This is a genomic window from Nocardioides sp. WJ219 (assembly GCF_058559815.1).
This window is the reverse complement of the sequence record NZ_JBZUJV010000011.1, coordinates 69,364-92,067: the sequence shown is the minus strand read 5'-3', so window position 1 is coordinate 92,067 and position 22,704 is coordinate 69,364. Positions and strand designations below refer to the sequence as shown.

General features: G+C 74.1%; 22 protein-coding genes and 1 tRNA gene. 7 read left to right on the top strand and 16 right to left on the bottom strand.

Annotated elements, in window-relative coordinates; translation table 11 throughout:
* The first annotated feature begins 20 nt into the window (after positions 1-20).
* The 4 genes from AC4MBH_RS21060 to AC4MBH_RS21045 all read left to right on the top strand — a co-directional run bounded on the left by AC4MBH_RS21060 (position 21) and on the right by AC4MBH_RS21045 (position 3,212).
* A complete protein-coding gene (locus AC4MBH_RS21060) occupies positions 21-986 on the top strand; it encodes a phosphotransferase family protein (protein WP_491797365.1) in 966 nt (321 codons plus the stop codon).
* A 2-nt stretch (positions 987-988) separates the two neighbouring features.
* A complete protein-coding gene (locus AC4MBH_RS21055; protein ID WP_491797364.1) occupies positions 989-1,969 on the top strand; it encodes a hypothetical protein in 981 nt (326 codons plus the stop codon).
* 121 nt (positions 1,970-2,090) lie between these two features.
* Entirely contained in the window at positions 2,091-2,351 is a 261-nt protein-coding gene (gene rpsT, locus AC4MBH_RS21050; protein ID WP_491797363.1) for a 30S ribosomal protein S20, read from the top strand.
* 150 nt (positions 2,352-2,501) lie between these two features.
* Positions 2,502-3,212: an NADPH-dependent F420 reductase gene (locus AC4MBH_RS21045; RefSeq protein ID WP_491797362.1), complete on the top strand. Its 711-nt coding sequence runs from the start codon at positions 2,502-2,504 to the stop codon at positions 3,210-3,212.
* On the opposite strand, the gene holA is transcribed toward AC4MBH_RS21045, so the two are convergent.
* The 5 genes from holA to leuS form a co-directional block, all read right to left on the bottom strand.
* Positions 3,187-4,155 carry a DNA polymerase III subunit delta gene (gene holA, locus AC4MBH_RS21040; protein WP_491797361.1) on the bottom strand — a complete coding sequence of 323 codons (969 nt, stop codon included), beginning with the start codon at positions 4,153-4,155 and terminating at the stop codon, positions 3,187-3,189. The two genes, AC4MBH_RS21045 and holA, sit on opposite strands and share 26 nt — an antisense overlap.
* A gap of 45 nt (positions 4,156-4,200) precedes the next feature.
* Entirely contained in the window at positions 4,201-6,549 is a 2,349-nt protein-coding gene (locus AC4MBH_RS21035) for a ComEC/Rec2 family competence protein (RefSeq protein ID WP_491797360.1), read from the bottom strand.
* A gap of 4 nt (positions 6,550-6,553) precedes the next feature.
* A complete protein-coding gene (locus tag AC4MBH_RS21030) occupies positions 6,554-7,483 on the bottom strand; it encodes a ComEA family DNA-binding protein (RefSeq protein ID WP_491797359.1) in 930 nt (309 codons plus the stop codon).
* Between the two features lie 122 nt (positions 7,484-7,605).
* Positions 7,606-8,475, bottom strand: a complete 870-nt coding sequence (locus tag AC4MBH_RS21025) for a DegV family protein (RefSeq protein ID WP_491797358.1) — start codon at positions 8,473-8,475, stop codon at positions 7,606-7,608.
* Between the two features lie 31 nt (positions 8,476-8,506).
* A complete protein-coding gene (gene leuS / locus AC4MBH_RS21020) occupies positions 8,507-10,990 on the bottom strand; it encodes a leucine--tRNA ligase (RefSeq protein ID WP_491797357.1) in 2,484 nt (827 codons plus the stop codon).
* 154 nt (positions 10,991-11,144) lie between these two features.
* On the opposite strand from leuS, the gene AC4MBH_RS21015 reads away from it, so the two are divergent.
* Entirely contained in the window at positions 11,145-11,918 is a 774-nt protein-coding gene (locus tag AC4MBH_RS21015) for an SDR family NAD(P)-dependent oxidoreductase (RefSeq protein WP_491797356.1), read from the top strand.
* A 67-nt stretch (positions 11,919-11,985) separates the two neighbouring features.
* Here the strand turns inward: AC4MBH_RS21015 and AC4MBH_RS21010 are convergent, their stop codons facing one another.
* Together AC4MBH_RS21010 and AC4MBH_RS21005 are read right to left on the bottom strand one after the other, a co-directional pair.
* On the bottom strand, positions 11,986-14,103 hold the full coding sequence (locus AC4MBH_RS21010; RefSeq protein ID WP_491797355.1) for a PhoX family protein: 2,118 nt from the start codon (positions 14,101-14,103) through the stop codon (positions 11,986-11,988).
* A gap of 81 nt (positions 14,104-14,184) precedes the next feature.
* Positions 14,185-15,114: an AraC family transcriptional regulator ligand-binding domain-containing protein gene (locus tag AC4MBH_RS21005; RefSeq protein WP_491797354.1), complete on the bottom strand. Its 930-nt coding sequence runs from the start codon at positions 15,112-15,114 to the stop codon at positions 14,185-14,187.
* A gap of 70 nt (positions 15,115-15,184) precedes the next feature.
* Between AC4MBH_RS21005 and AC4MBH_RS21000 the strand changes: the two genes are divergently transcribed.
* Together AC4MBH_RS21000 and AC4MBH_RS20995 are read left to right on the top strand one after the other, a co-directional pair.
* A complete protein-coding gene (locus AC4MBH_RS21000) occupies positions 15,185-16,654 on the top strand; it encodes a flavin-containing monooxygenase (protein WP_491797353.1) in 1,470 nt (489 codons plus the stop codon).
* A gap of 31 nt (positions 16,655-16,685) precedes the next feature.
* A complete protein-coding gene (locus AC4MBH_RS20995) occupies positions 16,686-17,018 on the top strand; it encodes an antibiotic biosynthesis monooxygenase family protein (RefSeq protein WP_491797352.1) in 333 nt (110 codons plus the stop codon).
* 5 nt (positions 17,019-17,023) lie between these two features.
* Here the strand turns inward: AC4MBH_RS20995 and AC4MBH_RS20990 are convergent, their stop codons facing one another.
* The 9 genes from AC4MBH_RS20990 to AC4MBH_RS20950 form a co-directional block, all read right to left on the bottom strand.
* Positions 17,024-18,262, bottom strand: coding sequence for an SRPBCC family protein (locus AC4MBH_RS20990; protein ID WP_491797351.1), 1,239 nt, complete (start codon positions 18,260-18,262; stop codon positions 17,024-17,026).
* Positions 18,263-18,317: 55 nt separating this feature from the next.
* Positions 18,318-18,390, bottom strand: a tRNA-Ala gene (locus AC4MBH_RS20985).
* A 50-nt stretch (positions 18,391-18,440) separates the two neighbouring features.
* On the bottom strand, positions 18,441-19,052 hold the full coding sequence (locus tag AC4MBH_RS20980) for a histidine phosphatase family protein (RefSeq protein WP_491797350.1): 612 nt from the start codon (positions 19,050-19,052) through the stop codon (positions 18,441-18,443).
* Positions 19,053-19,056: 4 nt separating this feature from the next.
* Positions 19,057-19,434 (bottom strand): ribosome silencing factor, encoded by a 378-nt coding sequence (gene rsfS / locus AC4MBH_RS20975; RefSeq protein ID WP_491797349.1) that lies wholly within the window; start codon positions 19,432-19,434, stop codon positions 19,057-19,059.
* A gap of 11 nt (positions 19,435-19,445) precedes the next feature.
* Entirely contained in the window at positions 19,446-20,063 is a 618-nt protein-coding gene (gene nadD / locus AC4MBH_RS20970) for a nicotinate-nucleotide adenylyltransferase (RefSeq protein ID WP_491797348.1), read from the bottom strand.
* A gap of 8 nt (positions 20,064-20,071) precedes the next feature.
* Complete coding sequence (locus tag AC4MBH_RS20965; RefSeq protein ID WP_491797347.1) at positions 20,072-20,236, bottom strand: hypothetical protein; 165 nt, start codon at positions 20,234-20,236, stop codon at positions 20,072-20,074.
* 26 nt (positions 20,237-20,262) lie between these two features.
* Positions 20,263-20,745 carry a VTT domain-containing protein gene (locus tag AC4MBH_RS20960; RefSeq protein WP_491797346.1) on the bottom strand — a complete coding sequence of 161 codons (483 nt, stop codon included), beginning with the start codon at positions 20,743-20,745 and terminating at the stop codon, positions 20,263-20,265.
* 6 nt (positions 20,746-20,751) lie between these two features.
* Complete coding sequence (locus tag AC4MBH_RS20955) at positions 20,752-21,360, bottom strand: CDP-alcohol phosphatidyltransferase family protein (protein ID WP_491797345.1); 609 nt, start codon at positions 21,358-21,360, stop codon at positions 20,752-20,754.
* A gap of 10 nt (positions 21,361-21,370) precedes the next feature.
* Positions 21,371-22,669, bottom strand: coding sequence for a glutamate-5-semialdehyde dehydrogenase (locus AC4MBH_RS20950; RefSeq protein WP_491797344.1), 1,299 nt, complete (start codon positions 22,667-22,669; stop codon positions 21,371-21,373).
* Positions 22,670-22,704: the final 35 nt, after the last annotated feature.

Genomic DNA, 22,704 nt, shown 5'->3' with positions numbered 1-22,704 from the left:
TGACCCGCTTGGATGGGCACGTGAGCGTGCGCCGTGCCTACCCCGCCCCGGTCGGACGGACCGCGCAGCGCCTCGAGTGGCCCCACCTCCCCCCGGAGCTGCGGTCGCTCGTCGAGGACCGGATCGGCACCCAGGTGGCCCGGGCGCACTCGCAGACCGCGGGGTTCACGCCGGGGTTCGCCTCGGTGCTGGTCGGTGCGGACGGGTCACGCCACTTCGTCAAGGCCGCGTCGGTCAAGGCGCAGCGGATGTTCGCCCACTCCTACCGCGAAGAGGCGCGCAAGCTGGCCGCGCTGCCCCACGGCGTACCGGCGCCGCGGCTGCGGTGGACGCTCGGCGTCGAGACCACCGCCGACTGGGTGGTGCTGGGCATCGAGCACGTCGAGGGCCGGGCACCGCACCGCCCCTGGACCGACGCCGACCTCGAGGCGTCGCTGGCCATGCTCGCCACCACCGCCGAGCTGCTGACCCCGCCGCCGGCGGGGCTCGCCCTGGACACCTTCGTCGAGGAGTTCGCCGCCTGGCCGGCGCACTGGGACTACGCCCGCCGGACGTTCGTGCTGCCGCACGGGGCCGAGGCGGCCGCGCTGGCCGCCCGCTACGCCGAGGTCTGCGACGGCGGGACGCTGCTGCACACCGACGTGCGCGACGACAACATCCTGGTGCGCCCCGACGGCACGAGCGTGCTGTGCGACTGGAACTGGCCGGTGGTCGGCGCCGCCTGGATCGACTCGTTGATGCTGCTGGTGGGCCCGCGCGGTGACGGGCTCGACGTCGACGCGGTCCTCGCCGGCCACCCGACGTTCGCCGGGGTGCCCGACGAGGCCGTCGACATCGTGCTGGCCCTGGTGATCGGCTACTTCCTCAAGACCGCCGACGACCCCGTGCCGGCGACGTCGCCGCACCTGCGCGACCACCAGCGCTGGCAGGCCGACGTGCTGTGGGACTGGCTGTGCGAGCGACGCGGCTGGGAGACCGGGGAGTAGGCGTGGCCGCTCCCCGTGCCGCGGGCACCCACCTGGCCTACGCCGCCGTCCCTGCCGCGGTGCGCGCGTGGGTCGACGACGTGCTGGGCTCCCCCGTCGTCTCGACCGTCGAGCAGACCGGCGGGATGTCTCCCGGGTGCGTGACCCGGCTGGTGTGCACCGACGGGACCCGCGCGTTCGTCAAGGCGGTGGGCGCGGAGCTCAACCCCGACTCCCCCGCGCTGCACCGGCGCGAGGTGCTGGCCCTGGGGCTGATCGGCTCGCACCCGCTGTGGGCCGACCTGCTGGCGTCGTACGACGACGGGGCGTGGGTGGCGCTGCTGCTCGAGGACGTCGAGGGCACCCACCCCGACCTCACCGACGACGCGACGATGGACCTGCTGGTCGGGGCGACCGACGAGCTGGGCCGGGTGCTGCGCGAGCGCGTGCCGGAGCCGCCCGTCCCGCCGCCGGGCGAGGGTCACCCCCTCTACCGACCCGGCCTGACCGACCTGCGCGCCGTCTTCGAGGGGTGGCAGGTCGGGCTCGACCACGCGGCGGAGCTGCCGGCCGACCTGGTGCCGGCGTGGGTGGTCGAGCGCGCCGACGAGCTGCGCGAGCGCGTCGCCGTCCTGGCGGCCGAGCCGATGGACCGGCTGGTGCACCACGACATCCGCAACGACAACCTGCTCCAGCGGCCCTCGGGCGAGCTGGTGTTCCTCGACTGGGGCGCCTGCGGGGTCGGACCCGACTGGCTCGACCCGATGCTCGCCCGGGTCGAGCGCGTCGACCAGCCGTGGTTCGACGCCTCCCTCGCCGGCTCCCCCGCGCTGGTCCGTGCCGGCGACGACGTCGTCACCTCCTCGCTGGTGGGCGTAGGGGTGTTCCTGGCCTACCGCGCCCACACCGCGGTCGACGTCGGACTGCCCGCGCTCGCCGCGTTCCGGCGCCAGGAGTCGGCACGGTTCCTGGCCGCCGCCGCGCGGCGGCTAGGGATCGGATGACGATTTCACCGTCACCGGCCCCACTGGTAACTTTGTCCCTCGCGTGTCCGGCTGCGCCTGCGCGCCACCGCAACCCAGACTCACCGACCAGTCCATCGAGCACGAAGAGGCGAACGCACCCGTGGCGAACATCAAGAGCCAGATCAAGCGCAACAAGCAGAACGAGAAGCGCCACGAGCGCAACAAGGCGGTCAAGACCGGTCTGAAGACCGCGATCCGCAAGTTCCGTGAGGCCGCCGAGTCCGGCGACAAGGACCAGGCGATCACGCTCGGTCGCGAGGCCAACAAGGCGCTCGACAAGGCCGCCTCCAAGGGCGTCATCCACAAGAACCAGGCTGCGAACCGCAAGTCGGCCATCTCCAAGAAGGCCGCCTCGCTCTGAGTCGCACCCCTTCGGCCCGTCGTCCTCCAGGACGGCGGGTCGTCGTCGTTTTCGCGCGTCCAGACGCCCACCCGGGGGTCTGACAGGGCCTCCTGAGCGGGCCGCCGTCCGACCTACGCTCACCCACGTGGACGACGAGGAGGACCGCAGATGACGACCATCGGCATCCTGGGCGCCGGCCAGGCGGGGAGCACGCTCGCCCGCGTGTCGGTCGCGGCCGGCTACGACGTGGTGATCGCCAACTCGCGGGGACCCGGGACGCTGGCGCGCCTGGTCGAGGCGCTGGGCCCGCGGGCGCGGGCCGCGACGGCGGCCGACGCGGCGGCCGCGGCCGACCTCGCGGTCGTCGCGTTCCCGTACGCCCCCACCGACCGGCTGCCGGTGGCGGAGCTGGCCGGCAAGGTGGTGATCGACAACAACAACTACATGGTCTGGCGCGACGGGCACCTGCCCGACGTCGACGCGGGGCTGACGACGATCCACGAGCTGCGCCAGGAGCAGCTGCCGGACTCGCGGGTCGTCAAGGCGTTCTCCCACGTCCAGTTCCACGAGCGCTCCCCGCTCCGGGTCCCCGACGACGCGCTGCCGGCGATCGTCCGGCTCGCCCGACCGGCCGGCGCACCCGACCGGAAGGCGCTGGTGGTCTCGAGCGACTTCCCCGAGGCCGTCGAGCTCGTCACCCGCTACTACGACGACCTCGGGTTCGACGCGGTCGACAACAGCCCGCTCAGCGAGTCGTGGCGCAGCGCCCCCGGCACCCCGATGTGGCGCCACCACGTCGACGGCCAGAGCCGCGAGGAGCTCGTCCGCAACCTGCAGCGGGCGGAGCGGGTCGTCAGTCCCGCAGGGCGGCGACCGTGAGCACCAGCCGCTCCAGGGCGTAGGCCGCGTCGCCGGAGGCGCCCTTGACGTCGGCGTCGGCCTGGGCGATGGCGCGGATGGCGCGGGCGAGGCCCTGCTCGGACCAGTCGTGCGACTGGCCGCGGATCTGCTTGAGCTTCCAGGGCGGGACGCCGACCTCGCGGGCGAGGTCGTTGTCGCGCAGCCCCCGGGCCGCGCCCTTGTAGCGGGCCAGCCCGCGGGCGCTGCCGGCGAAGGCCGAGGTGATCAGCACCGACGCGGTGCCGTTGTCGAGCGCCCAGCGCAGCTCCTCGAGCGCCTGCTCGCGGCGTCCGGCGAAGGCGTGGTCGGCGACCACGAACGACTTGGCCTCGGCCCGGCCGCCGAAGTAGCGGGCGACCTTGTCGGCGGTGAGCCGCTCGCCGGGGAAGTCGTTGGTCAGCTGGTGGGCCGCAGCCGACAGCGACCGCAGGTCGTTGCCGACGGCCTCGACGAGGGCCCTGGCGGCGTCGTTGTCGATCGTGGCCCCGTGGCGGCGCACCTCGGAGGTGACGAAGCCGGGGTACTCCGAGGGCTTGGGCTCCTCGGACTTGTGCTCGACGACGGTCCCCAGCTTGCGCAGCTTGGTGAGGTGGCCCGAGCCCTTCGCGCCGCCGCCGTGGACCAGGACCAGGGCGACGTCGTCGACCGGCGCGGCGGCGTAGGCGAGCAGGCCGGGGGCGGCGTCCTCGGTGAGGTTCTCCATCGCCCGGACCACCACGAACCGGGTGGCGGAGAACAGCGACGGCGCCGTCAGCTCGCCCAGGGTCGCCGAGCTCAGCTCGTTGGCCGGGGCGTCGGCGACCTCGGCCTCGGGGTCGTGGGCGAGCACCACCTCACGGGCCGCCTGGACCGTGCGGTGGTTGAGGAACTCCTCCTTGCCGGTGACCAGCGTGACCCGGCCCAGCACGTCCACCGCTCGCATGCCGCCACCCTGGCACACGCCGCCGACACGCCCGTCAGGTCCCACTCACGTCCCACGGGAGCGGACCCGCAGGCCGCCGCCGCCGGTGCCGTCGGCGACCACGAGCACGTCCCCGCGCTCGTCGGTGCGCACCACCTCGGTGCCGGCGTCGGTGAGCGCGGCCACCAGGTCGGGCGCCGGGTGGCCGTAGTCGTTGTCGGCGCCGACCGAGACCAGGGCCACCTCCGCGCCCAGGGACAGCAGCCAGGGCAGGTCCTGGTGGCGGCTGCCGTGGTGGGGCACCTTGAGCACGTCGACGTCGAGCCCGGCGACGTCGGCGGCGAGCGCGGCCTGCGCCGGCGGCTCGACGTCACCGGTGAGCAGCACCCGGACGCCGGCCACCTCGGCCACGAGCACGACGCTCGCGTCGTTGGCGGTGCTGCCGTCGCCGGGTCCCGGAGCCGGCGCCTGCGGCCGCGGCCACACCGCCTGCAGGGTCACGTCGCCGTAGCGGCGGGACCCCGCCGCGGGGAGGGTGGGCACCAGCCCGTGGCCGGTCGCGGCCGCCAGCACGTCGTCGACGCCGTCCGGCGGGTCGAGCACCGACGTCGTCCACACCTCGCCGACCTGCCGCCCGTCGAGCACGCCCGCGAACCCGTCGACGTGGTCGGCGTGGAAGTGGGTGAGCACGACCAGGGGCACCTGCTCGACGTCGAGGCGGTCGAGGCACCGGTCGACGGCGGTCGCGTCGGGCCCGGCGTCGACCACGACCCCGACGCCGGGCCCGGCCCGCAGGACCAGGGCATCGCCCTGGCCGACGTCGCACATCGCCACCACCCAGCCCTCGGCCGGCCAGCCGGGGGTCGGGAGCGGGACCACGACCACGACGACGACCGCGACCGCCAGCGGCACCGCCCGCGCCGGCGTGCGCAGCACGGCCGGCGTCACCACCGCGAGCCCGAGGCAGCACGCGGTCAGCAGGGCGAGCGACCACGCGTCGGTCCCCCACCCCAGGGTGGCGAGCGGCAGGTCGGCGCCGGTGCGGGCGACGGCGGCGATCCAGCCCACGCACCAGCCGGCGCCGGTGCCGAGGAGGCGACCGGCGGGGTCGGAGACCAGCCCGACCAACCCACCGCCGAGCCCGAGCACCGTCGCCGGGCCGACCGCGGGTGCGACCAGCAGGTTGGCGACGACCGCGACCAGGCTGACCTGCCCGGACAGCGCCGCGACCACGGGCGTGCACGCCACCTGGGCGGCGGCCGGCACCGCCACCGCCTCGGCCAGCCAGCGTGGCAGCCACCGGGCGAGGGCGTCGCGCCAGCCGGGAGCCAGCAGCACGATGCCCGCCGTCGCCAGCACCGACAGCACGAACCCCGGCGACCCCGCCAGGCCCGGCTGCACCAGCAGCAGGACCACGACCGCCACCCCGAGGCCCCGGGTCGCGCGGCGGCGTCCGTTGGTGCCCAGCGCGACCAGCCCGACGGTGCCCATGGCCGCGGCCCGCAGCACGCTCGGCTCGGTGCGGGCGAGCAGCACGAACCCCACGATGCCCACCACCGCGACCAGGGCGAGCCAGCGGCCGCGCACCCCGCACCACCGCGCGACGACGAGCAGGAACCCGACCACGAGCGTGAGGTTGGTGCCCGAGACCGCGGTGAGGTGGGTCAGCCCGGTCGCCCGGAAGTCGGCCTCGAGGTCGGCGGAGAGGGCGGCGTCGTCGCCGTCGACGAGCGCGGGCACGAGCGCGCGCTGGTCGGCCGGGCGGTGCGCGACCGCGTCGCGGATCGAGGCCCGGACGACGCTCGCGCCGCGCCACCAGACGTCGGGCTCGCGGAGCCGGACCGGGTCGCTCGCACCGGTGAGCAGCCCGGCGACCTCACCCCCGTCGTCGGCCACCACCAGCCGACCGGTGGTGCGTACCCGCGCCCCGAGCGGCTCGTGCTGCCACGCGCCGTCGCCGAGCACCACCACGGGCACGGCGACCCGGTGCCGCCAGCCACGACCCACCACCTCGCGCACCTCGACCCGGACGGCCACCTGGTCACCGAAGGGGCTCTCGACCGGGCGCGGGTCGGCGACCAGCACGCCGACCACCTCGACGGCGGCACCCTGCCGCGCCAGGTCGGCGACCGGGCTGTCGGTCACCGCCTCGGTGCGCACCAGCGCCGAGACCAGCACCCCGAAGGCGACGAGGGCGGCCGCGAGGACCGCCGCCGGGCCGCCCGCGCGCCGCCGGGCCGCCAGCGCCAGCACCGCAGCGGCGGCGAGCAGGCCGGGCACCGCCACCACGGCGGGGAGGTGGAGCGCGGCCAGTCCACCGGTCCAGGCGGCGACCGCGAGCAGCGGCATCCGCAGGTCGGCGGCGCGGGAGGCGGGCGCCGCACCGAGGTGGGGCTCATCGGCGACACGCGGCATCCCCTCACACCGTCACCAGCGGCGTCAGCGTCGCGAGGGTGGCCTCGCCGATGCCGTCGACCTCCAGCAGCTCGGTCACGGCGGTGAAGCCGCCGTGCTCGTCGCGCCAGGCGACGATCGCGGCGGCCGTCACCGGGCCGACCTCCGGCAGCGACTCGAGCGCTGCCTGGTCGGCGAGGTTGAGGTCGACCAGCACCGCGGGCGAGGTCGGCGTCGCCGTGCTGCCGGGCGCCGCCGCCGGAGGAGCCACGTCGGGGGCCCCGACACCGACCAGGATCTGCTCGCCGTCGACGAGCGGGCGCGCCAGGTTGAGGGTGGTGAGGTCGACCGACGGCCGCGCTCCCCCGGCACGCTCGAGGGCGTCGACGACCCGGGAGCCGGCGTCGAGCACGACGATGCCGGGACGGCGCACCCGACCGGCGACGTCGACCGTGACAGTGCTGGCCGCGGCCGGGGACACCCCGGGTGCCGGCGGGGACGACGGGGCCGTGCTCGGACCGGGGACGGAGACCGGCGTGAGGTCGACCGGCGGCTCGGCGCCGGCGGCGGGGACCGGTGGCCCCGGGTCGTCACGCAGCACCTGCCAGCAGGTGAAGGCCAGGGCGACCGCGACCAGCACCGCGACCACCGCGACCGGTCCGGGCCCGAGGCCGACCCGGCCGCGCAGGGTCTCGGGCACCAGGGCGACCCCCGTCAGCGACCGGCGGTCGGCGTGCCTCCCCGGCTCGGGCACCGGCGTCGGTGGTGGCGTGGGATCCGGCGGGGCGACGACGTGCAGCGGGGTCCGGGCCGGGGCGACCCGGGTGTGGTCGCCCCACCACTCGTCGCCGACCGCCGGCGCCTCCTCGCGGGCGACGGCGAGCTGCTCGGAGAGCTGGGCGAGGCGCCGGGACACGGCGTCCTGGTGCTCGGGGCTGGGTCGTCGACTGCGCATGCGGAGGACCGTAGGCAGCCCGACCGACGGTCCCGGGACGCCGCAGCGCGGCCTGTGGAGAACTCGCCAGGCGGCCCGTCCTGTGGACGACTCCGGGACGTCTGCACAGGGTCAGAACAGGCTCAGACCGGCGCGACGCAGACCGCGAGCATGCCCGGGCCGACGTGGGCGCCGAGCACCGCGCCGATCTCGGCGCACCACACGTCGCGCCCGCCGAGCTGGTCGGCGAGCCGCTCCCCCAGGGCCTCGGTGAGCTGGTGGGCACGGTCGGGGCTGGCCAGGTGGGCCACGCACACGTCGACCTCGGCGTCGCCGGCGGCCTCGACCGCGAGGTCGGCGAGCCGGGCCAGCGCCCGGCTCGAGGTCCGCACCCGCTCCAGCGACGAGACGACGCCGTCCTCGATGGCCAGCAGCGGCTTGACCGCCAGCGCGCCGCCCAGCAGCGCCGCCGCGGCACCGATGCGACCGCCGCGGCGCAGGTACTCCAGCGTGTCGACGTAGAAGTACGACGCCGAGCGGTCCGCCCGGTCCTGCGCGGCGGCCGCGGCCTCGGCGGCGGTGGCGCCGTCGGCGACCGCTCGGACGGCGGTGAGCGCGGCGTAGCCGGTGGCGACCCCGACCTGGCGGCTGTCGACGCACACCACCGGGACCCCCACGTCGCGGGCCGCGAGCTGCGCCGACTCGAAGGTGCCGCTCATGTCGCCGGAGATGTGCACCGAGACGATCTCCTCGACCCCCTCGGCCGCCAGCCGCCCGTAGACCTCGCGGAACACCTCCGGCGCCGGGCGCGAGGTGTTGACCGGACGGAAGTCGCGCAGCGCCGCGGCGACCGCCTCGGGGGTGGCCTCCGGCGAGCCCTCGTCGTGGGCCTCGGCGCCGACGACGACCTGCAGCGGCACCACGGTGATGCCGTGCTCGGCCGCGAGCTCGGGGGGCAGGCTCGCGGTCGAGTCGGTGACGACCGCGACCGGTCGCGCGGTCGACTCGGGCATGTCGGGGAGCCTAGGCCAGGTCACGCCGCCGTCAGACGACGACGTTGACCAGCTTGGGCTCGCGCACGATCACCTTGCGGACCGCGCGGTCGCCGACGGCCGCGACCACCGCGGGGTCGGCCAGCGCCGCCGTCTCCAGGTCGGCCGCCGAGATGTCGGGGGCGACCTCCAGGCGCGCGCGCACCTTGCCCTGGACCTGCACGACCGCGGTCACCGACTCCTCGACCAGCAGCGCCGGGTCGACGGTCGGCCAGGCGGCGTGGGCGACGGACGGGGCGTGGCCCAGCGTCTCCCACATCTCCTCCGCGACGTACGGCGCGACCAGCGACAGCAGCACCGCGACTGCCTCGACGGCCTCGCGGACGGCGGGGTCGGCCCCGCCGGCGCCGGAGTCGATGGTCTTGCGGGTCGCGTTGACCAGCTCCATGGTGCGGGCGACCACCACGTTGAACCGGTGGCTCTCGACCAGGGTCTCGGCGTCGGCGACCGTGCGGTGGGTCACCCGGCGCAGCGCGACGTCGCCGGCCGCGGCGTCGGCACCGGGCTCGGAGGCGACGTCGCCGGCCAGCCGCCAGGCGCGCTGCAGGAACCGCAGCGACCCGTCGGGGCTCATCTTGGCCCAGTCGATGTCGTCCTCGGGCGGGCCGGCGAAGATCAGCGTCAGCCGGACGGCGTCGACGCCGAAGGCGTCCAGCTGCTCGCCCAGGTGGACGCCGTTGCCCAGGGACTTGCTCATCTTCTTGCCCTGGTTGATCACGAAGCCCTGGTTGAGCTGGGCCGCGAACGGCTCGCCGGTCTCGAGCAGCCCCATGTCGCGCAGCACCATGGTGAAGAACCGCGCGTACAGCAGGTGCAGCACCGCGTGCTCGACACCGCCGATGTAGATGTCGGCCGGCATCCAGGCGTTGGCCCGCGCCGGGTCGAACGGGCCCTCGGTGTAGCCGGGCGAGGTGTAGCGCAGGAAGTACCACGACGAGTCGACGAAGGTGTCCATCGTGTCGCTGTCGCGGGTCGCGGGGCCCCCGCACGAGGGGCAGTCGACGTTGACCCACTCCGAGGCCGCCGCCAGCGGCGAGGTGCCCTTGGGCTTCAGGTCGGCGCCGCGCAGCTCGGGCAGCTCGACGGGCAGCTGGTCCAGGGGTACGTCGACCTCGCCGCACGCCGGGCAGTGGATCACCGGGATCGGCACGCCCCAGTAGCGCTGACGGCTCAGCAGCCAGTCGCGCAGCCGGTAGTTGACCGTGCCGCGACCGGTGCCCTGCGACTCCAGCCAGCCGATGACCGTCGACTTGGCCTCGGCGATCTCCATGCCGTCGACGGAGATCTCGTCGTTGGCGGAGTTGATGGCCGGTCCGTTGCCGGTGTAGGCGTCGCCGTCGAAGTCCTCGGGCGGCTGCACGGTGCGGACGACGGGCAGGTCGAAGACCTGCGCGAAGTCCCAGTCGCGCTGGTCCTGGCCGGGCACGGCCATGATCGCGCCGGTGCCGTAGTCGGCCAGCACGTAGTCGGCGGCGTAGACCGGGATGTGCGCGCCGGTGACGGGGTTGGTGGCGTGGACGCCCAGGAAGACGCCGGTCTTGGGCCGGTCGCTGGCCAGCCGCTCGATGTCGGAGGCGGTGCGCACCTGCTCGACGTAGTCGTCGTACGCCGCGCGCTGCTCGTCGGTGACGAGCTCGGCGGCCAGGCCCGCGTCGGCGGCGACCACCATGAACGTCGCCCCGAACAGGGTGTCGGGCCGCGTCGTGTAGACCGTCAGCGGCTCGTCGCGGCCCGCGACGACGAAGTCGACGTGGGCACCCTCGGAGCGCCCGATCCAGTTGCGCTGGGCGGTGATCACCCGGTCGGGCCAGGTGGGCGCCAGCTCGTCGAGGCCCTCGAGCAGCTCCTGGGCGTAGTCGGTGATCTTGAAGTACCACTGGGTCAGGTCACGCTTGGTGACCGTCGCGCCGCAGCGCTCGCAGGCGCCGTCGACGACCTGCTCGTTGGCAAGCACGGTCTGGTCGTTGGGGCACCAGTTGACCGGGCTGTTCTTGCGGTAGGCCAGCCCACGCTCGCGGAACTTCAGGAACAGCCACTGGGTCCAGCGGTAGTACTCCGGGTCGGAGGTGTGCAGCCGCCGCGACCAGTCAAAGGCCAGCCCGTAGTTCTTCATCGAGGCGGCCTGGGTCTCGATGTTGGCGTAGGTGTACGTCGCCGGGTGCTCGCCGCTGCGGATGGCGGCGTTCTCGGCCGGCAGCCCGAAGGAGTCCCAGCCCATCGGGTTGAGCACCTCGAACCCGCGGAAGCGCCAGTAGCGCGCGATGACGTCGTGCAGCGCGAAGACCTCGGCGTGACCCATGTGCAGGTCGCCGCTGGGGTAGGGGAACATCGTCAGCGCGTAGCGCTTCTCCTTGGCCGAGTCGTCGTCGGCGCGGAAGGGCTCGATCTCGGCCCACACCTGCTGCCACTTGCGCTCGACGGCGGCGACGTCGTACGTCGCCGCTGCGGTGCTCTCGGTCGTGACCTGCTCGCTCATGGTTCCGCTCTCGTCGTCTGCTCCTGCGCTCCGGACATGAAAAAACCCCTCGCGTGGAGGGGTGGCCGCGCGATCAACGGGTGATCAGCGCGGCTGTCCGAGAAGCAGGGTGTGGGTGCTCACGGGACCACCTTAGCGCCCCTACGATCCCACCATGCCCGCCACCCGCACCGTCCCCGACCTGTTCCGCCTCGACGGCAGGGTCGCCGTCGTCACCGGCGCCTCCAGCGGCCTCGGCGTCGCCTTCGCCCAGGGCCTCGCCGAGGCCGGTGCCGACCTGGTGCTGGGGGCCCGGCGCGTCGACCGGCTCGCCGAGACCGCGGCGCTGGTGGAGGCGGCCGGACGCCGGGCGGTCACCGTCGCCACCGACGTCTCCGACCCCGACTCGTGCACCCACCTCGTCGCCCGGGCGATGGAGGAGCTCGGCCGTGTCGACGTCCTGGTCAACAACGCCGGCGTCGGCACCGCCGTGCCCGCGACCCGGGAGACACCCGAGCAGTTCCGCGGCGTCGTCGACGTCAACCTGCACGGCTGCTACTGGATGGCACAGGCGTGCGGACGGGTGATGCAGCCGGGCTCGAGCATCGTCAACATCTCCTCGGTGCTCGGCCTCACCACCGCCGGCCTCCCCCAGGCGGCGTACGCCGCGTCGAAGGCCGGCCTGATCGGGCTGACCCGCGACCTGGCCCAGCAGTGGACCGGCCGCAAGGGCATCCGGGTCAACGCGATCGCGCCGGGCTTCTTCGTCTCCGAGATGACCGAGCAGTACCCCGAGGGCTACCTCGACTCCCAGCTGCCCCGCATCCCGGCCGGCCGCAAGGGCGACCCCGCCGAGCTGGCGGCGGCGGTGGTCTTCCTGGCCTCCGACGCCGGCGGCTACGTCACCGGCCAGACGCTCGCCGTCGACGGCGGGATGACCATCACCTGACACCGACCCCGGACGTACGCCGGCCCGCCACCCTCGGGAGGGCGGCGGGCCGGCGTACGAGAGGGGACTACCGGTCCAGGTAGGCCACGCAGACCGAGGGACGCGGGAAGTCGTCGGTGTGCGGCCACGTGGAGGCCGGCTGCTCGAACGTCGAGCCGGTGATCTCACCCGGGTGCTGGACGGCGAAGAACAGCGACCGGTCGCCGTCGGTGATGAGCGGGCCGCACGCCTCGGCGCCGAGGGGCACCGTGAGGAACTGCAGCACCCGACCGCGCTCGGGGCCCGAGGTCGGGACCCGGAAGACGCCGTCGTTGGAGCCCAGGACGTTGCCGTCGGTGGAGATCCAGAGGTTGCCGGCGCTGTCGAAGGCCACGTTGTCCGGGCAGCTGATGGGGCTGACCTTGGACTTGTCGAACCCGCCGAAGTAGGTCTCGGCGGCCTCGGGGTCGCCGCAGACGAGCATCAGGTTCCAGGCGAACGCCAGGCCGGCGTGCTCGTGCTTGCCGGTCTCGGTGATCTCCAGGACGTAGCCGTTGCGGTTGCCGGACGCCGGGGTGAGCGGGGCGCTGAGCGAGGACCGGACCATCGAGGTGGCGAGGGGGTTGGCCTCGTCGACCGGCATCGCGGCGCTGCCGCGGTTGGAGTTGTTGGTCAGGGCGGCGTAGATCTTGCCGTTGACCGGGTTGGGCTCGACGTCCTCGGGCCGGTCCATCTTGGTGGGCGCGAGCTTGTCGGCGGCCAGGCGGGTGAAGATCAGCACCTCGGCGACCGACATGTCGGGCACGAACGACTCGGTGTCGGTGCACATCTTGATCCAGCGGCCGGTGCCGTCGTACTGGCCGTCCGACGAGCCGTCGCCGCTGAGCTTGGCGACGTACAGCGTGCCCTGGGTGAGCAGCTTCTTGTTGTTGATGCGCGCGCCGCGGGTCTTGCGGCTGTCGAACTTGCCGGCCGAGACGAACTTGTAGAGGTAGTCACCGCGCTCGTCGTCACCCATGTACGCCACGGCCTGGCCGCTCTTGGCGATGTGGATGTTGGCACCCTCGTGCTTGAACCGGCCCAGCATCGTGTGCTTGCGCGGGGCCTCGTTCGGGCTGTGCGGGTCGACCTCGACGACCCAGCCGAAGCGGTGCGGCTCGTGCGGCTCGGTGGTCAGGTCGAAGCGGGGGTCGACGGTGTTCCAGCCGCGGCCGGTGCCGCTGACGCCGTAGCGCGCGTACGCCGCGGTGTAGCGGGCGTCGAGGTCGCCGGACTTGTCGAAGTACTGGTTGAAGTTCTCCTCGCCGGAGAGCACCGTGCCCCACGGCGTCATGCCGCCCGCGCAGTTGTTCAGCGTGCCGCGCACGAACGTGCCGGACGGGTCGGCCTTGGTGCGCAGGCGCTCGTCGCCGGCGGCCGGACCGGTCAGCTTGAAGCCGGTGGTGATGTGCAGGCGACGGTTCTCGGGGGTGCGCGCGCTCGGCGCGACCCGCTTCCACGACCCCGGCGTGGCACCGCGGCGCACCCGGAGCACCGACATGCCGTGGTTGTACATCGAGATGCCCTTGATCTCGTCGTCGCTGTAGGTGTCGGCCGGGAACATGGCCGGCTCGGTGGAGTACTCGTGGTTGACCACGAGGAGCGCCTCGTCGCCCAGCGGCTTGGCGGGGTCGAGCGGCAGCAGGCCGACGTAGTCGCAGTTGAAGCCGAACTGGGTCTTGGCCGCCTCGACGCTCTGCTTGGTCGCGTCGAACTCCGGGCCGGGCGTGACCGGGTCGCCCCAGCGGGCGACGACCGAGTGCGTGTAGCCGGGCGCGGTGACCACCGCGTCGCGCTTGTTGGGCCGGACCGCCCCGAACACCTTGGTCAGGTCGCCGCCCTTGGCGGGCGCGCTCCCGGCCACCCGGCCCGCCGCCCCGGACGAGACGGACGGCGTCGCGGCTGCGGCCTCACCGGCAGTGCCGGCCACGACCAGCGCGCCGCCGCCGAGCAGCGCGCTCTGCAGCAGGCCGCGGCGGCCGACGACCTTGGCGATCTCGTCCTGGACGTGACCGTGGTCGGTGCGGTTGGGCTCGGGGTGGTCGCAGGCGTTGCCGCAACGGAACAGGCAGGTCATCGGGTCGCGCGACGAGCGGCCGTGGGCGCCGGTGCCCTCGGAGGTGGGGCTGATCGGGAGGAGCCGGCGAGTCAGGGGCTGGGAGGTCATGGCGCCGACGGTAGGGACGTCGAGCGATCCGGCGGGGATGCGCGGGTGACCTACGGGTGAACGCCGTCTGACCGCGACGCGTCAGCCGCCGCCCCACCTCGCCCGCGCGTGCACGTACGCCGACGCGCTGGCGTAGCCGAGGCGCCCGGCGAGCTCGTCGAGCGGCAGCGTGGCGCGGCCCCCGGTCAGGGCGGCGGCCATCGAGGACCGCACCTCGTCGACGAGCTCGCGGTAGCCGACGCCCTCGACCGCGAGCCGCCGCCGCAGGGTGCGCTCGGTCCACCCCAGCGACGACGCCACCTCCCCCATCGGGGCGCCGTCGCGCAGCCGTTGCGTCACCAGCACCCGGACGTCGGCGGCGAGGCCGGTCCGTGCCCGCCGCCGGTCGACGACGTCACGGCACACGGTCTGCGCCGCCCGCAGCGCCGTCTCGCTGCGGTCGGGCAGGGGCCGGTCGAGCTGGTCGGCGCCGAAGACCACCTGCGCCCCCTCCGGCCCGACCTCCAGGTGCGCACCGACGCCGCCGGGCACCAGGCCCTCCAGCACCTGCCGGATCGCCTCGCCGTCGCGCTCGAGCAGGAACCTCCGCACGTCGCGCGGCAGGTCGGCGCCGCCGAGCTCGACCACCACCCGGTCGCCGGTCACCTCGGCGCGCGGGAGCGCGAAGGCGAAGCTGAGGTCGATGAACCGCGCGGCGGTCGACATCGCCTCCAGCACCGTCCGCGACGACTGCACGGCGTAGCCGAACGCGCCAAAGGTGCTCGCGGCGTACGTCGCCCCCACCGCCAGGCCCACCTCGCCGAGCTCGCGCCGCAGGGTGCGCACCACCCGGAGCTCCTGGGCCGCGGTGACCTCGCGCTCGGCGTCGGCGAGGTCGCCGACCCGCAGGCCGGTGCCGGCCAGGCAGGTGCGCGCGTCCACGCCGCGCGCCCCGGCGTACCGCACCAGGACGACGACGCCCGCGACCGCGCGGGCGAACGACCAGTCGTCGGCGGCGGGGTCGAGACGCATGTCCGGAATTATCAACCACGTTGGTCCGGAAGCCTGTCGACGCGGGTCCGGCGCCGCCTACGGTCCTGGCATGGCAGAGGACGAGAGCAGCCCCCGGGTCGTCGTGGTCGGTGCCGGGTTCGGCGGGCTGGGGGCGGCCCGCGCGCTGCGCCGGCGCGGCGTCACCGACATCACCGTGCTCGAGCGCGCCGACGAGATCGGCGGGGTCTGGCGCGACAACACCTACCCGGGTGCCGCCTGCGACGTGCCGTCGCCCCTCTACTCCTGGTCGTGGGCGGTCAACCCGGCCTGGGGCCGGCGCTACTCCCGGCAGCCGGAGATCCTGGCCTACCTGCGCGGTGCCGCCGAGCGCGAGGGGCTCACCGACCTCGTCGTCACGGGCAAGGAGGTCACCTCCTGCGCCTGGGACGAGACCGCGACGTCCTGGCAGGTCAGCTGCGCCGACGGCACGACGTACGACGCCGACGTCGTGGTCGCCGCGCTGGGCCAGCTCTCCAACCCCGTGGTCCCGGCGATCCCCGGCCTCGAGACGTTCGCGGGGCCCGCGTTCCACTCGGCCCGGTGGCGCCACGACGTCGACCTCGCCGGCGCGCGGGTCGCGGTGGTCGGCACCGGGGCGAGCGCCATCCAGCTCGTCCCCGGCATCGTCGACCAGGTGGGCGCGATGACCGTGTTCCAGCGCTCCGCGCCGTACGTCGTGCCCAAGCCGGACCAGGAGTACCGGCCCCACCACCACCGGGCGTTCGCGCGCTGGCCGGCGCTGCTGCAGGCCGAGCGGCGCACGGTGTTCTGGGCGAGCGAGAAGCTCAACGCCGCCCTCGGTGGGCAGGTGCGGTGGTCGGGGGCGTTCCTGGCGACCGTGCGCGCGGCGTGGCGGGCGCACCTGCGCCGCCAGGTGCCCGACGCGACGCTGCGGGCCGCGCTGGTGCCCGACCACGAGATCGGCTGCAAGCGCATCCTGTTCTCCAACGACTGGTACCCGGCGCTGGCCCGCGAGCACGTCGACGTGGTCACCCACGCCGTCACCGCCGTCGAGCCGCGCGGCGTCCGCACCGATGACGGGACGCTGCACGAGGCCGACGTGATCATCTGGGGCACCGGGTTCGCCGCGACGGGGTTCCTCGCCGGCGTCGAGGTGATCGGGTCCGGCGGCGCCGACCTGCACGACGTGTGGCGCGACGGGGCCCACGCCCACCTGGGCCTCACCGTGCCCGGGTTCCCCAACTTCTTCACCATCTACGGGCCCAACACCAACCTCGGGGGCAGCTCGATCATCGCGATGATGGAGGCGCAGGCCGGCTACGTCGCCGAGACGGTCTCGCGCCTGGGCGCCGGCACCCGCCGCGTCGAGGTGCGGCCCGAGGTGGCCGCGGCCTACGACCGCGAGATGCAGGAGCGGCTGCGGGCCTCGGCGTGGAACGGCTGCGACAGCTGGTACGTCGACGGCCCCCGCATCACCACCAACTGGCCCGGCAAGGTGGCGGAGTACCAGCAGCGCACCGCCGAGGTCGACTGGCGCGAGCTGGCGGTCGCGCCCTAGCGGGACCGCTCCCCTCTGGCAGGCTGGCCGGGTGACCACGATCAAGATCAACGCCATCACCGTCCCCGCCGGTTCCGGCGACGAGCTCGCCCACCGGTTCGCCGCCCGGGCCGGGGCCGTCGACGGCGCCGACGGCTTCGAGGGGTTCGAGCTGCTGCGTCCCACCGACGAGCGCGAGCAGTGGCTGGTGATCACCCGGTGGCGCGACGAGGAGTCGTTCCAGGCCTGGGTCAGCTCGCCCGGCTTCGCCGAGGGCCACCGCTCCGCGGCCGAGCGCGCCGGCGGCGACGCCCCGCGACCGGTCTCGACCCACAGCGAGGTCTGGAGCTACGAGACCGCAGGCGGCTCGACCCCGCAGGGCTGAGCGCCTCACGCCGTGGTCGCGAGGTGCTCCACGAAGGCGAGCTGGTAGCGCCACCACGCCAGGATGTCCTCGGCCCACTCCACCGGCACCCCGCTGTGGCGGACCGTCATCGTCGTGCCGCCGCCGGACGCGGGCTCGTAGGTCGTGGTGACGGTGGTGTCGGCGAGGACGTCGGACTCCTCCGGAGTGGCCCCGGTGACCCCCGGCGGTGGCACCAGCCACGCCCACTCCTGCACGCGGCGCCGCGGCACCTCCTCGGTGGTGACGGTCCGGATCATGCCGGTCGCGCCACTGAGCTGGTCGGGATGGCCCTCGTGCGACCCGGAGTACGTCGGCTCGCCGAGCTGCTCGAAGTCCGGGCCGGCCATGAAGTCCCAGCTCGGGGTGTGGCTCGACAGTGTCGGACCGAACCGCAGGTGGTCGGCGACGTCCTCGGCCGACGCGGCGATGGTGCGGCTCTCCGTGATCTCGCCCCGCTCGCCCGACAGGTCCCGGGCCCCGGGCGACCCGTCGGCGTCCCGGCCGATCGCCGCGGCCCCGGCCAGGCCGGCCTCGGCGCCCTCGATGACCGGCTCGGGCGCCGGGCCGGCGCGCACCTCGGCAGCCCACCGGCTGGTCTCGCGGACGACCTCGGGCGGGGCCGGCGCGGCCGGCCATGCCTCCACCAGGTAGTGCTCGACCGGGATCGTGTAGGACTCGTCGAACCCCTTCTCCTTCTCGTGCTGGTGCTCGGACAGACGCCCGAGGGCCGACACGCGGAGGCGGTACTCGCCGGGCGCGGCGATGAACGTGGCGGTGGGATCGTTGTTGACCAGCTCGGTGACGACGACCTCGTCGGCGACGTCGACGCTGACCTCGACCACGTCCTCCCAGCGCTCGCCCACCGGTGGCTCCGCGGGGTGCACACGGGTCGTCACCTCGAACGGACCCCACTGTGACCCGGTCAGCACCAGCAGGTCGCCGTAGGAGAGCCCCTCGGCGCTCAGGTCGAGGAGGGTGCCGCCGTCGCGGTCGTCGTCCAGGCCGACGACGGCGAGCCCACCACGGATCGCGATCGTGTGCTCGTCGGAGCCCAGCACCACCCGGTCGGAGCGCGGCTGTACCTCCGCCGCGACCGCCTCGGGGGTGGCGGGGCCCGTCGGGTCCTCGGCGGCGCCGCGCGGGTCGTTGACCGCGGGACCGCAGGCGGCGCAGGCCAGGACCGCGACCAGACCCGCCACCAGACCCGCTGCCGCCGCGCGCACGGGCACAGGCTACGACGAAGGCCCGGTCCTGTCGGACCGGGCCTTCGTGTTCGGGTGGAGGTGAGGGGACTCGAACCCCTGACCCCCTGCATGCCATGCAGGTGCGCTACCAGCTGCGCCACACCCCCGCGAACCGGTCATACATTAGCCAACGCATGTCGGCGATGTGAAATCGGGTCTACCCCACGGTGCGGTTGTACGCCGAGAGCCGCAGGACGCCGTCGCGCGGGTGCTGCTCGAGGACCACCCAGCCGCAGTTGTGGAGCCCCCGAAGGGAGTGGAACTGCTCGTCGGGCCAGCCGAGCAGCGCGCCGACGGCGACCCGGATGGCGGCGCCGTGGCTGACCGCGATCGCGGTCTGTCCGGCCTCGAGCCGGTCGACGAGCGCGTCGAGCGCCTCGGTCATCCGCTTGCGCACCTCGACGGTCGGCTCGGCGTGGGTCACCCGGTCGTAGTCGCCGCGCGCGAGGGCGTGGTGGCTGTCGGGGTCGCGGGCCTCCAGGTCGGAGCGCTCCAGGCCCTCGTAGGCGCCGAACCCGAACTCGCGCAGGCGGGCGTCGTAGGTCACGTCGAGGCCGCTGGCCGCGGCCAGCGGGGCGACGGTCATCCGGGTGCGGGCCAGGTCGGAGCTCCACAGCAGCGCCGGCTCGAGCGCGGCGAGCACGGGCGCCGTCCGCGCGGCCTGGCCGAGACCGACGTCGTCGAGAGCGACGTCCTGCTGGCCCTGGATGCGGCCGGAGTGGTTCCACGCCGTCCGGCCGTGGCGCAGCAGGACGAGCGTGCGGGTCACCGCGTCACCGCTCGTGGGAGACGACGTCGGCGGGGAGCTTGATGGTCGGGCAGTCGCGCCAGAGCCGCTCGAGGGCGTAGAACTGGCGCTCCTCCTCGTGCTGGACGTGCACCACGATCTCGCCGTAGTCGATGAGCACCCAGCGTCCGTCGCGCTCGCCCTCGCGCCGGATCGGCTTGGCGCCGATCTCGCGGAGCTTGTCCTCGACCTCGTCGACGATCGACTTGACCTGCCGGTCGTTGGTCGCCGAGGCGAGCACGAAGGCGTCGGTGATGGCGAGCTGCTCGCTGACGTCGAAGGCGATGATCTGCTGCGCCAGCTTGTCGCTGGCGGCACGCGCGGCGGCGTGGACGAGCTCGATGGCGTGGTCGGTGGCGGTCATGTGTGGGTGGCTCAGTCTTCCGAGTAGAGGCGGTGCTTCTGGATGTACTGCACCACACCGTCGGGCACGAGGTACCAGACGGGGCGGCCGGCCCGCTGCCGGTCGCGGCAGTCGGTGGAGCTGATGGACAGGGCCGGCACCTCGAGGAGGGTGACCCGGTCGTGCGGGATGGCCTCGACGGTCGTGGCGGACAGGTCGGCGCCGGGCCGGGTGCAGCCGACGAAGTGGGCCAGCTCGAAGAGTCGGTCGGCGTCGCGCCAGCTGAAGATGTCGCTGAGCGCGTCGGCACCGGTGATGAAGAACAGGTCGGCGTCGGGCAGCGTCGTGGCGAGGTCCTGCAGCGTGTCGATCGTGTACGTCGGCCCGTCGCGGTCGATGTCGACCCGCGAGACCCGGAACCGCGGGTTGGCGGCGGTCGCCACCACCGTCATCAGGTAGCGGTGCTCGGGCGGCGAGACGACCCGGTCGGTCTTCTGCCAGGGCCGGCCCGTCGGCACGAAGACGACCTCGTCGAGGTCGAACCACGACTGGGCCTCCGACGCCGCGACCAGGTGGCCGTGGTGGATCGGGTCGAACGTGCCGCCCATGACGCCGATCCGTCGCCGCGCGACGGTGCCCGTGGTGGTCACCGGAGGTCCTAGGAGTGCTCGCGTCCTCCGCCGAAGACCACCAGACCGACGAGGAGGGCGAGCAGGATGCCGAGAGCGATCGCGCCGACCACGTAGGGGTGGACCGCGGGATCGGAGTGCGCCTCGGTCTCGGCGGCGGCCGTCAGGAGGGCGGAGGCGGTGCTCAGCGACATGGTCGTCAGCCTACCGGTCGGACGCCTCAGTGCAGGAAGCCGGGCAGGAAGACGTCGGCGCCCAGGAAGAGCAGCACGAACCGGACGCTGCGACCGGCGAAGACGGTGGGCAGGAAGACGCGCATCGGCATGTGCACGATGCCCGCGACGGCCGCCATCACCAGCAGCGGCGGCACCCCCACGGACGCGGCCACCAGCATCACGGCGCCGGCGTACACGGGTCGGCCCTCGCACTTGACCGTCCAGCGCTCGTAGCCGGCGCGCACCTTGGGCGACGACAGCTTGCGCTGCACCCAGCGGGACTCCACGCCGCGCTGGGCCAGGTGGTACCAGACCAGCTTGCCGACGGTGGCCCCGGCGCCCGCCAGCAGTCCCAGGACCACCGCGGTCACGGGACCTTGGGGCGCCCGGCTGTAGAGCGCGACGCCGGCGGCCTCGAACGGCAGGAACGGCAGGAGGGCCGAGGCAATGCTGAGCAGGAACATCGCCGGCCAGACGAGGACGATCACCCGGGCCTACCCGGTCCTGCTCGGCACGGGGATCCCCAGCTGCAGCAGCCAGCGCAGCGAGACGCACTTGAGGACGACGAGCGCGATCGCGATGAGCAGCCCGAGCCACCACCACCCGGTGACGAGGAGCAGCACCGCGAACAGGGAGGAGTTCACGGCCTTCGCCGGCTTGGACCAGTTCCAGTCGTAGATCCGTTGGTCGACCTCGTGGAAGTAGTTGGGGCTGCGGATGGGCCACGCCAGGAACGCCAGCGAGAGGAAGAAGTCGATGACCAGGAACTCGAAGAGGTAGACCGCGACCGGCAGGATCATCTCGTGCTCGAGCGCGGCGAAGCACAGGTAGAACGCGGCGCAGTTGAGCCGGTCGCACAGCATGTCGATGACGCCGCCGATGCGGGTCTCGCAGTCGCGCAGGCGGGCGTAGGCGCCGTCGGCCATGTCACCGACCCAGTAGACGGCGAGCCCGGCGACCAGCCAGGACAGCTCCTCCTGCTCCAGCCCGACCAGGCACAGCGCGAACGACGCGATCGTGCGGACGAAGGTGATGACGGTGGCCCCGGTCCACAGCCGCTCGACCGCCGGGTCGGCGTGGGTGGCACGAGGCTGGGCTGGCACGGCCGGAACCCTACCGGCGCACCTGTCCGTCACCCGTGAGGACGTACTTCGTCGAGGTCATCTCGGGCAGACCCATCGGACCGCGGGCGTGCAGCTTCTGGGTGCTGATGCCGATCTCGGCGCCGAAGCCGAGCTCACCGCCGTCGGTGAAGCGGGTGCTGGCGTTGACCAGGACGGCGGCGCTGTCGACGGCGGCGACGAACCGGCGGGCGGCGGCCTGGTCGCGGGTGAGGATGGCCTCGGTGTGCCCGCTGGAGAACCTCCGGATGTGGGCGACGGCGGCGGCCAGGTCGGGCACCACGGCGGCGGAGATGTCGAGCGAGAGGTACTCCCGCGCGTGGTCATCGTCGGTGGCCGGCACGACCCCGGGCAGCCCGGCGACCGTCTCGTCACCGTGGACGGTGACGCCGGCGTCCTGGAGCGCGGCGACCAGCCGCGGCAGCAGGGTCTCGGCGAGGTCGGCGTGCACCAGCAGCGACTCGGCGGCGTTGCAGACGCTGGTGCGGTGGGTCTTGGCGTTCAGCACGATCGACAGGGCCTGGTCGGGGTCGGCGCTGGCGTCGACGTAGACGTGGCAGTTGCCGACGCCGGTCTCGATCACCGGCACCGTCGACCCGTCGACCACCGAGGCGATCAGGCCCGCTCCCCCGCGGGGGATCAGCACGTCGACGAGCCCGCGGGCGCGCATCAGCGCCGTGACCGTCTCGCGCGACTCCGCCGGCACCAGCTGGACGGCGTCGGCCGGCAGCCCCGAGGAGACCAGCGCCTCGCGCAGCACCGCCACGATCGCCGCGTTGGACGCCGCCGCGCTGCTGCTCCCCCGCAGCAGCACCGCGTTGCCGGACTTCAGGCAGATCCCGGCGGCGTCGGCGGTCACGTTCGGCCGGGCCTCGTAGACCATCCCGACCACGCCGAACGGCACCCGCACCTGGCGCAGCTCGAGCCCGTTGGCCAGGGTGCTGCCGCGGACGACCTCGCCCACCGGGTCGGGCAGCCCGGCGACGTCGCGGAGCCCCTGGGCCATGCCGGCGACCCGGTCGTCGGTCAGCCGCAGCCGGTCGACGGCGCCGGGCGGGGTGCCGCCGTCCTCGGCGCGGGCGACGTCGTCGGCGTTGGCGACCAGGACCTCCGGGCAGCGGTCGAGCAGCGCGTCGGCCATCGCGTGCAGCGCCGCGTCCTTGGCACCGCGGGTCGCCAGGGCCAGGTCGTACGACGCCGCCCGGGCGCGCCCGGCGAGGTCGCGGACGAGGGCTGTGGGGTCGGTGCCGGCGGTGGGGACGGCAGTGGGACCGGTGACGGTGGTGCTCATCCGCCCACCGTAGGGGCGGCACGTCGTACCCTCGG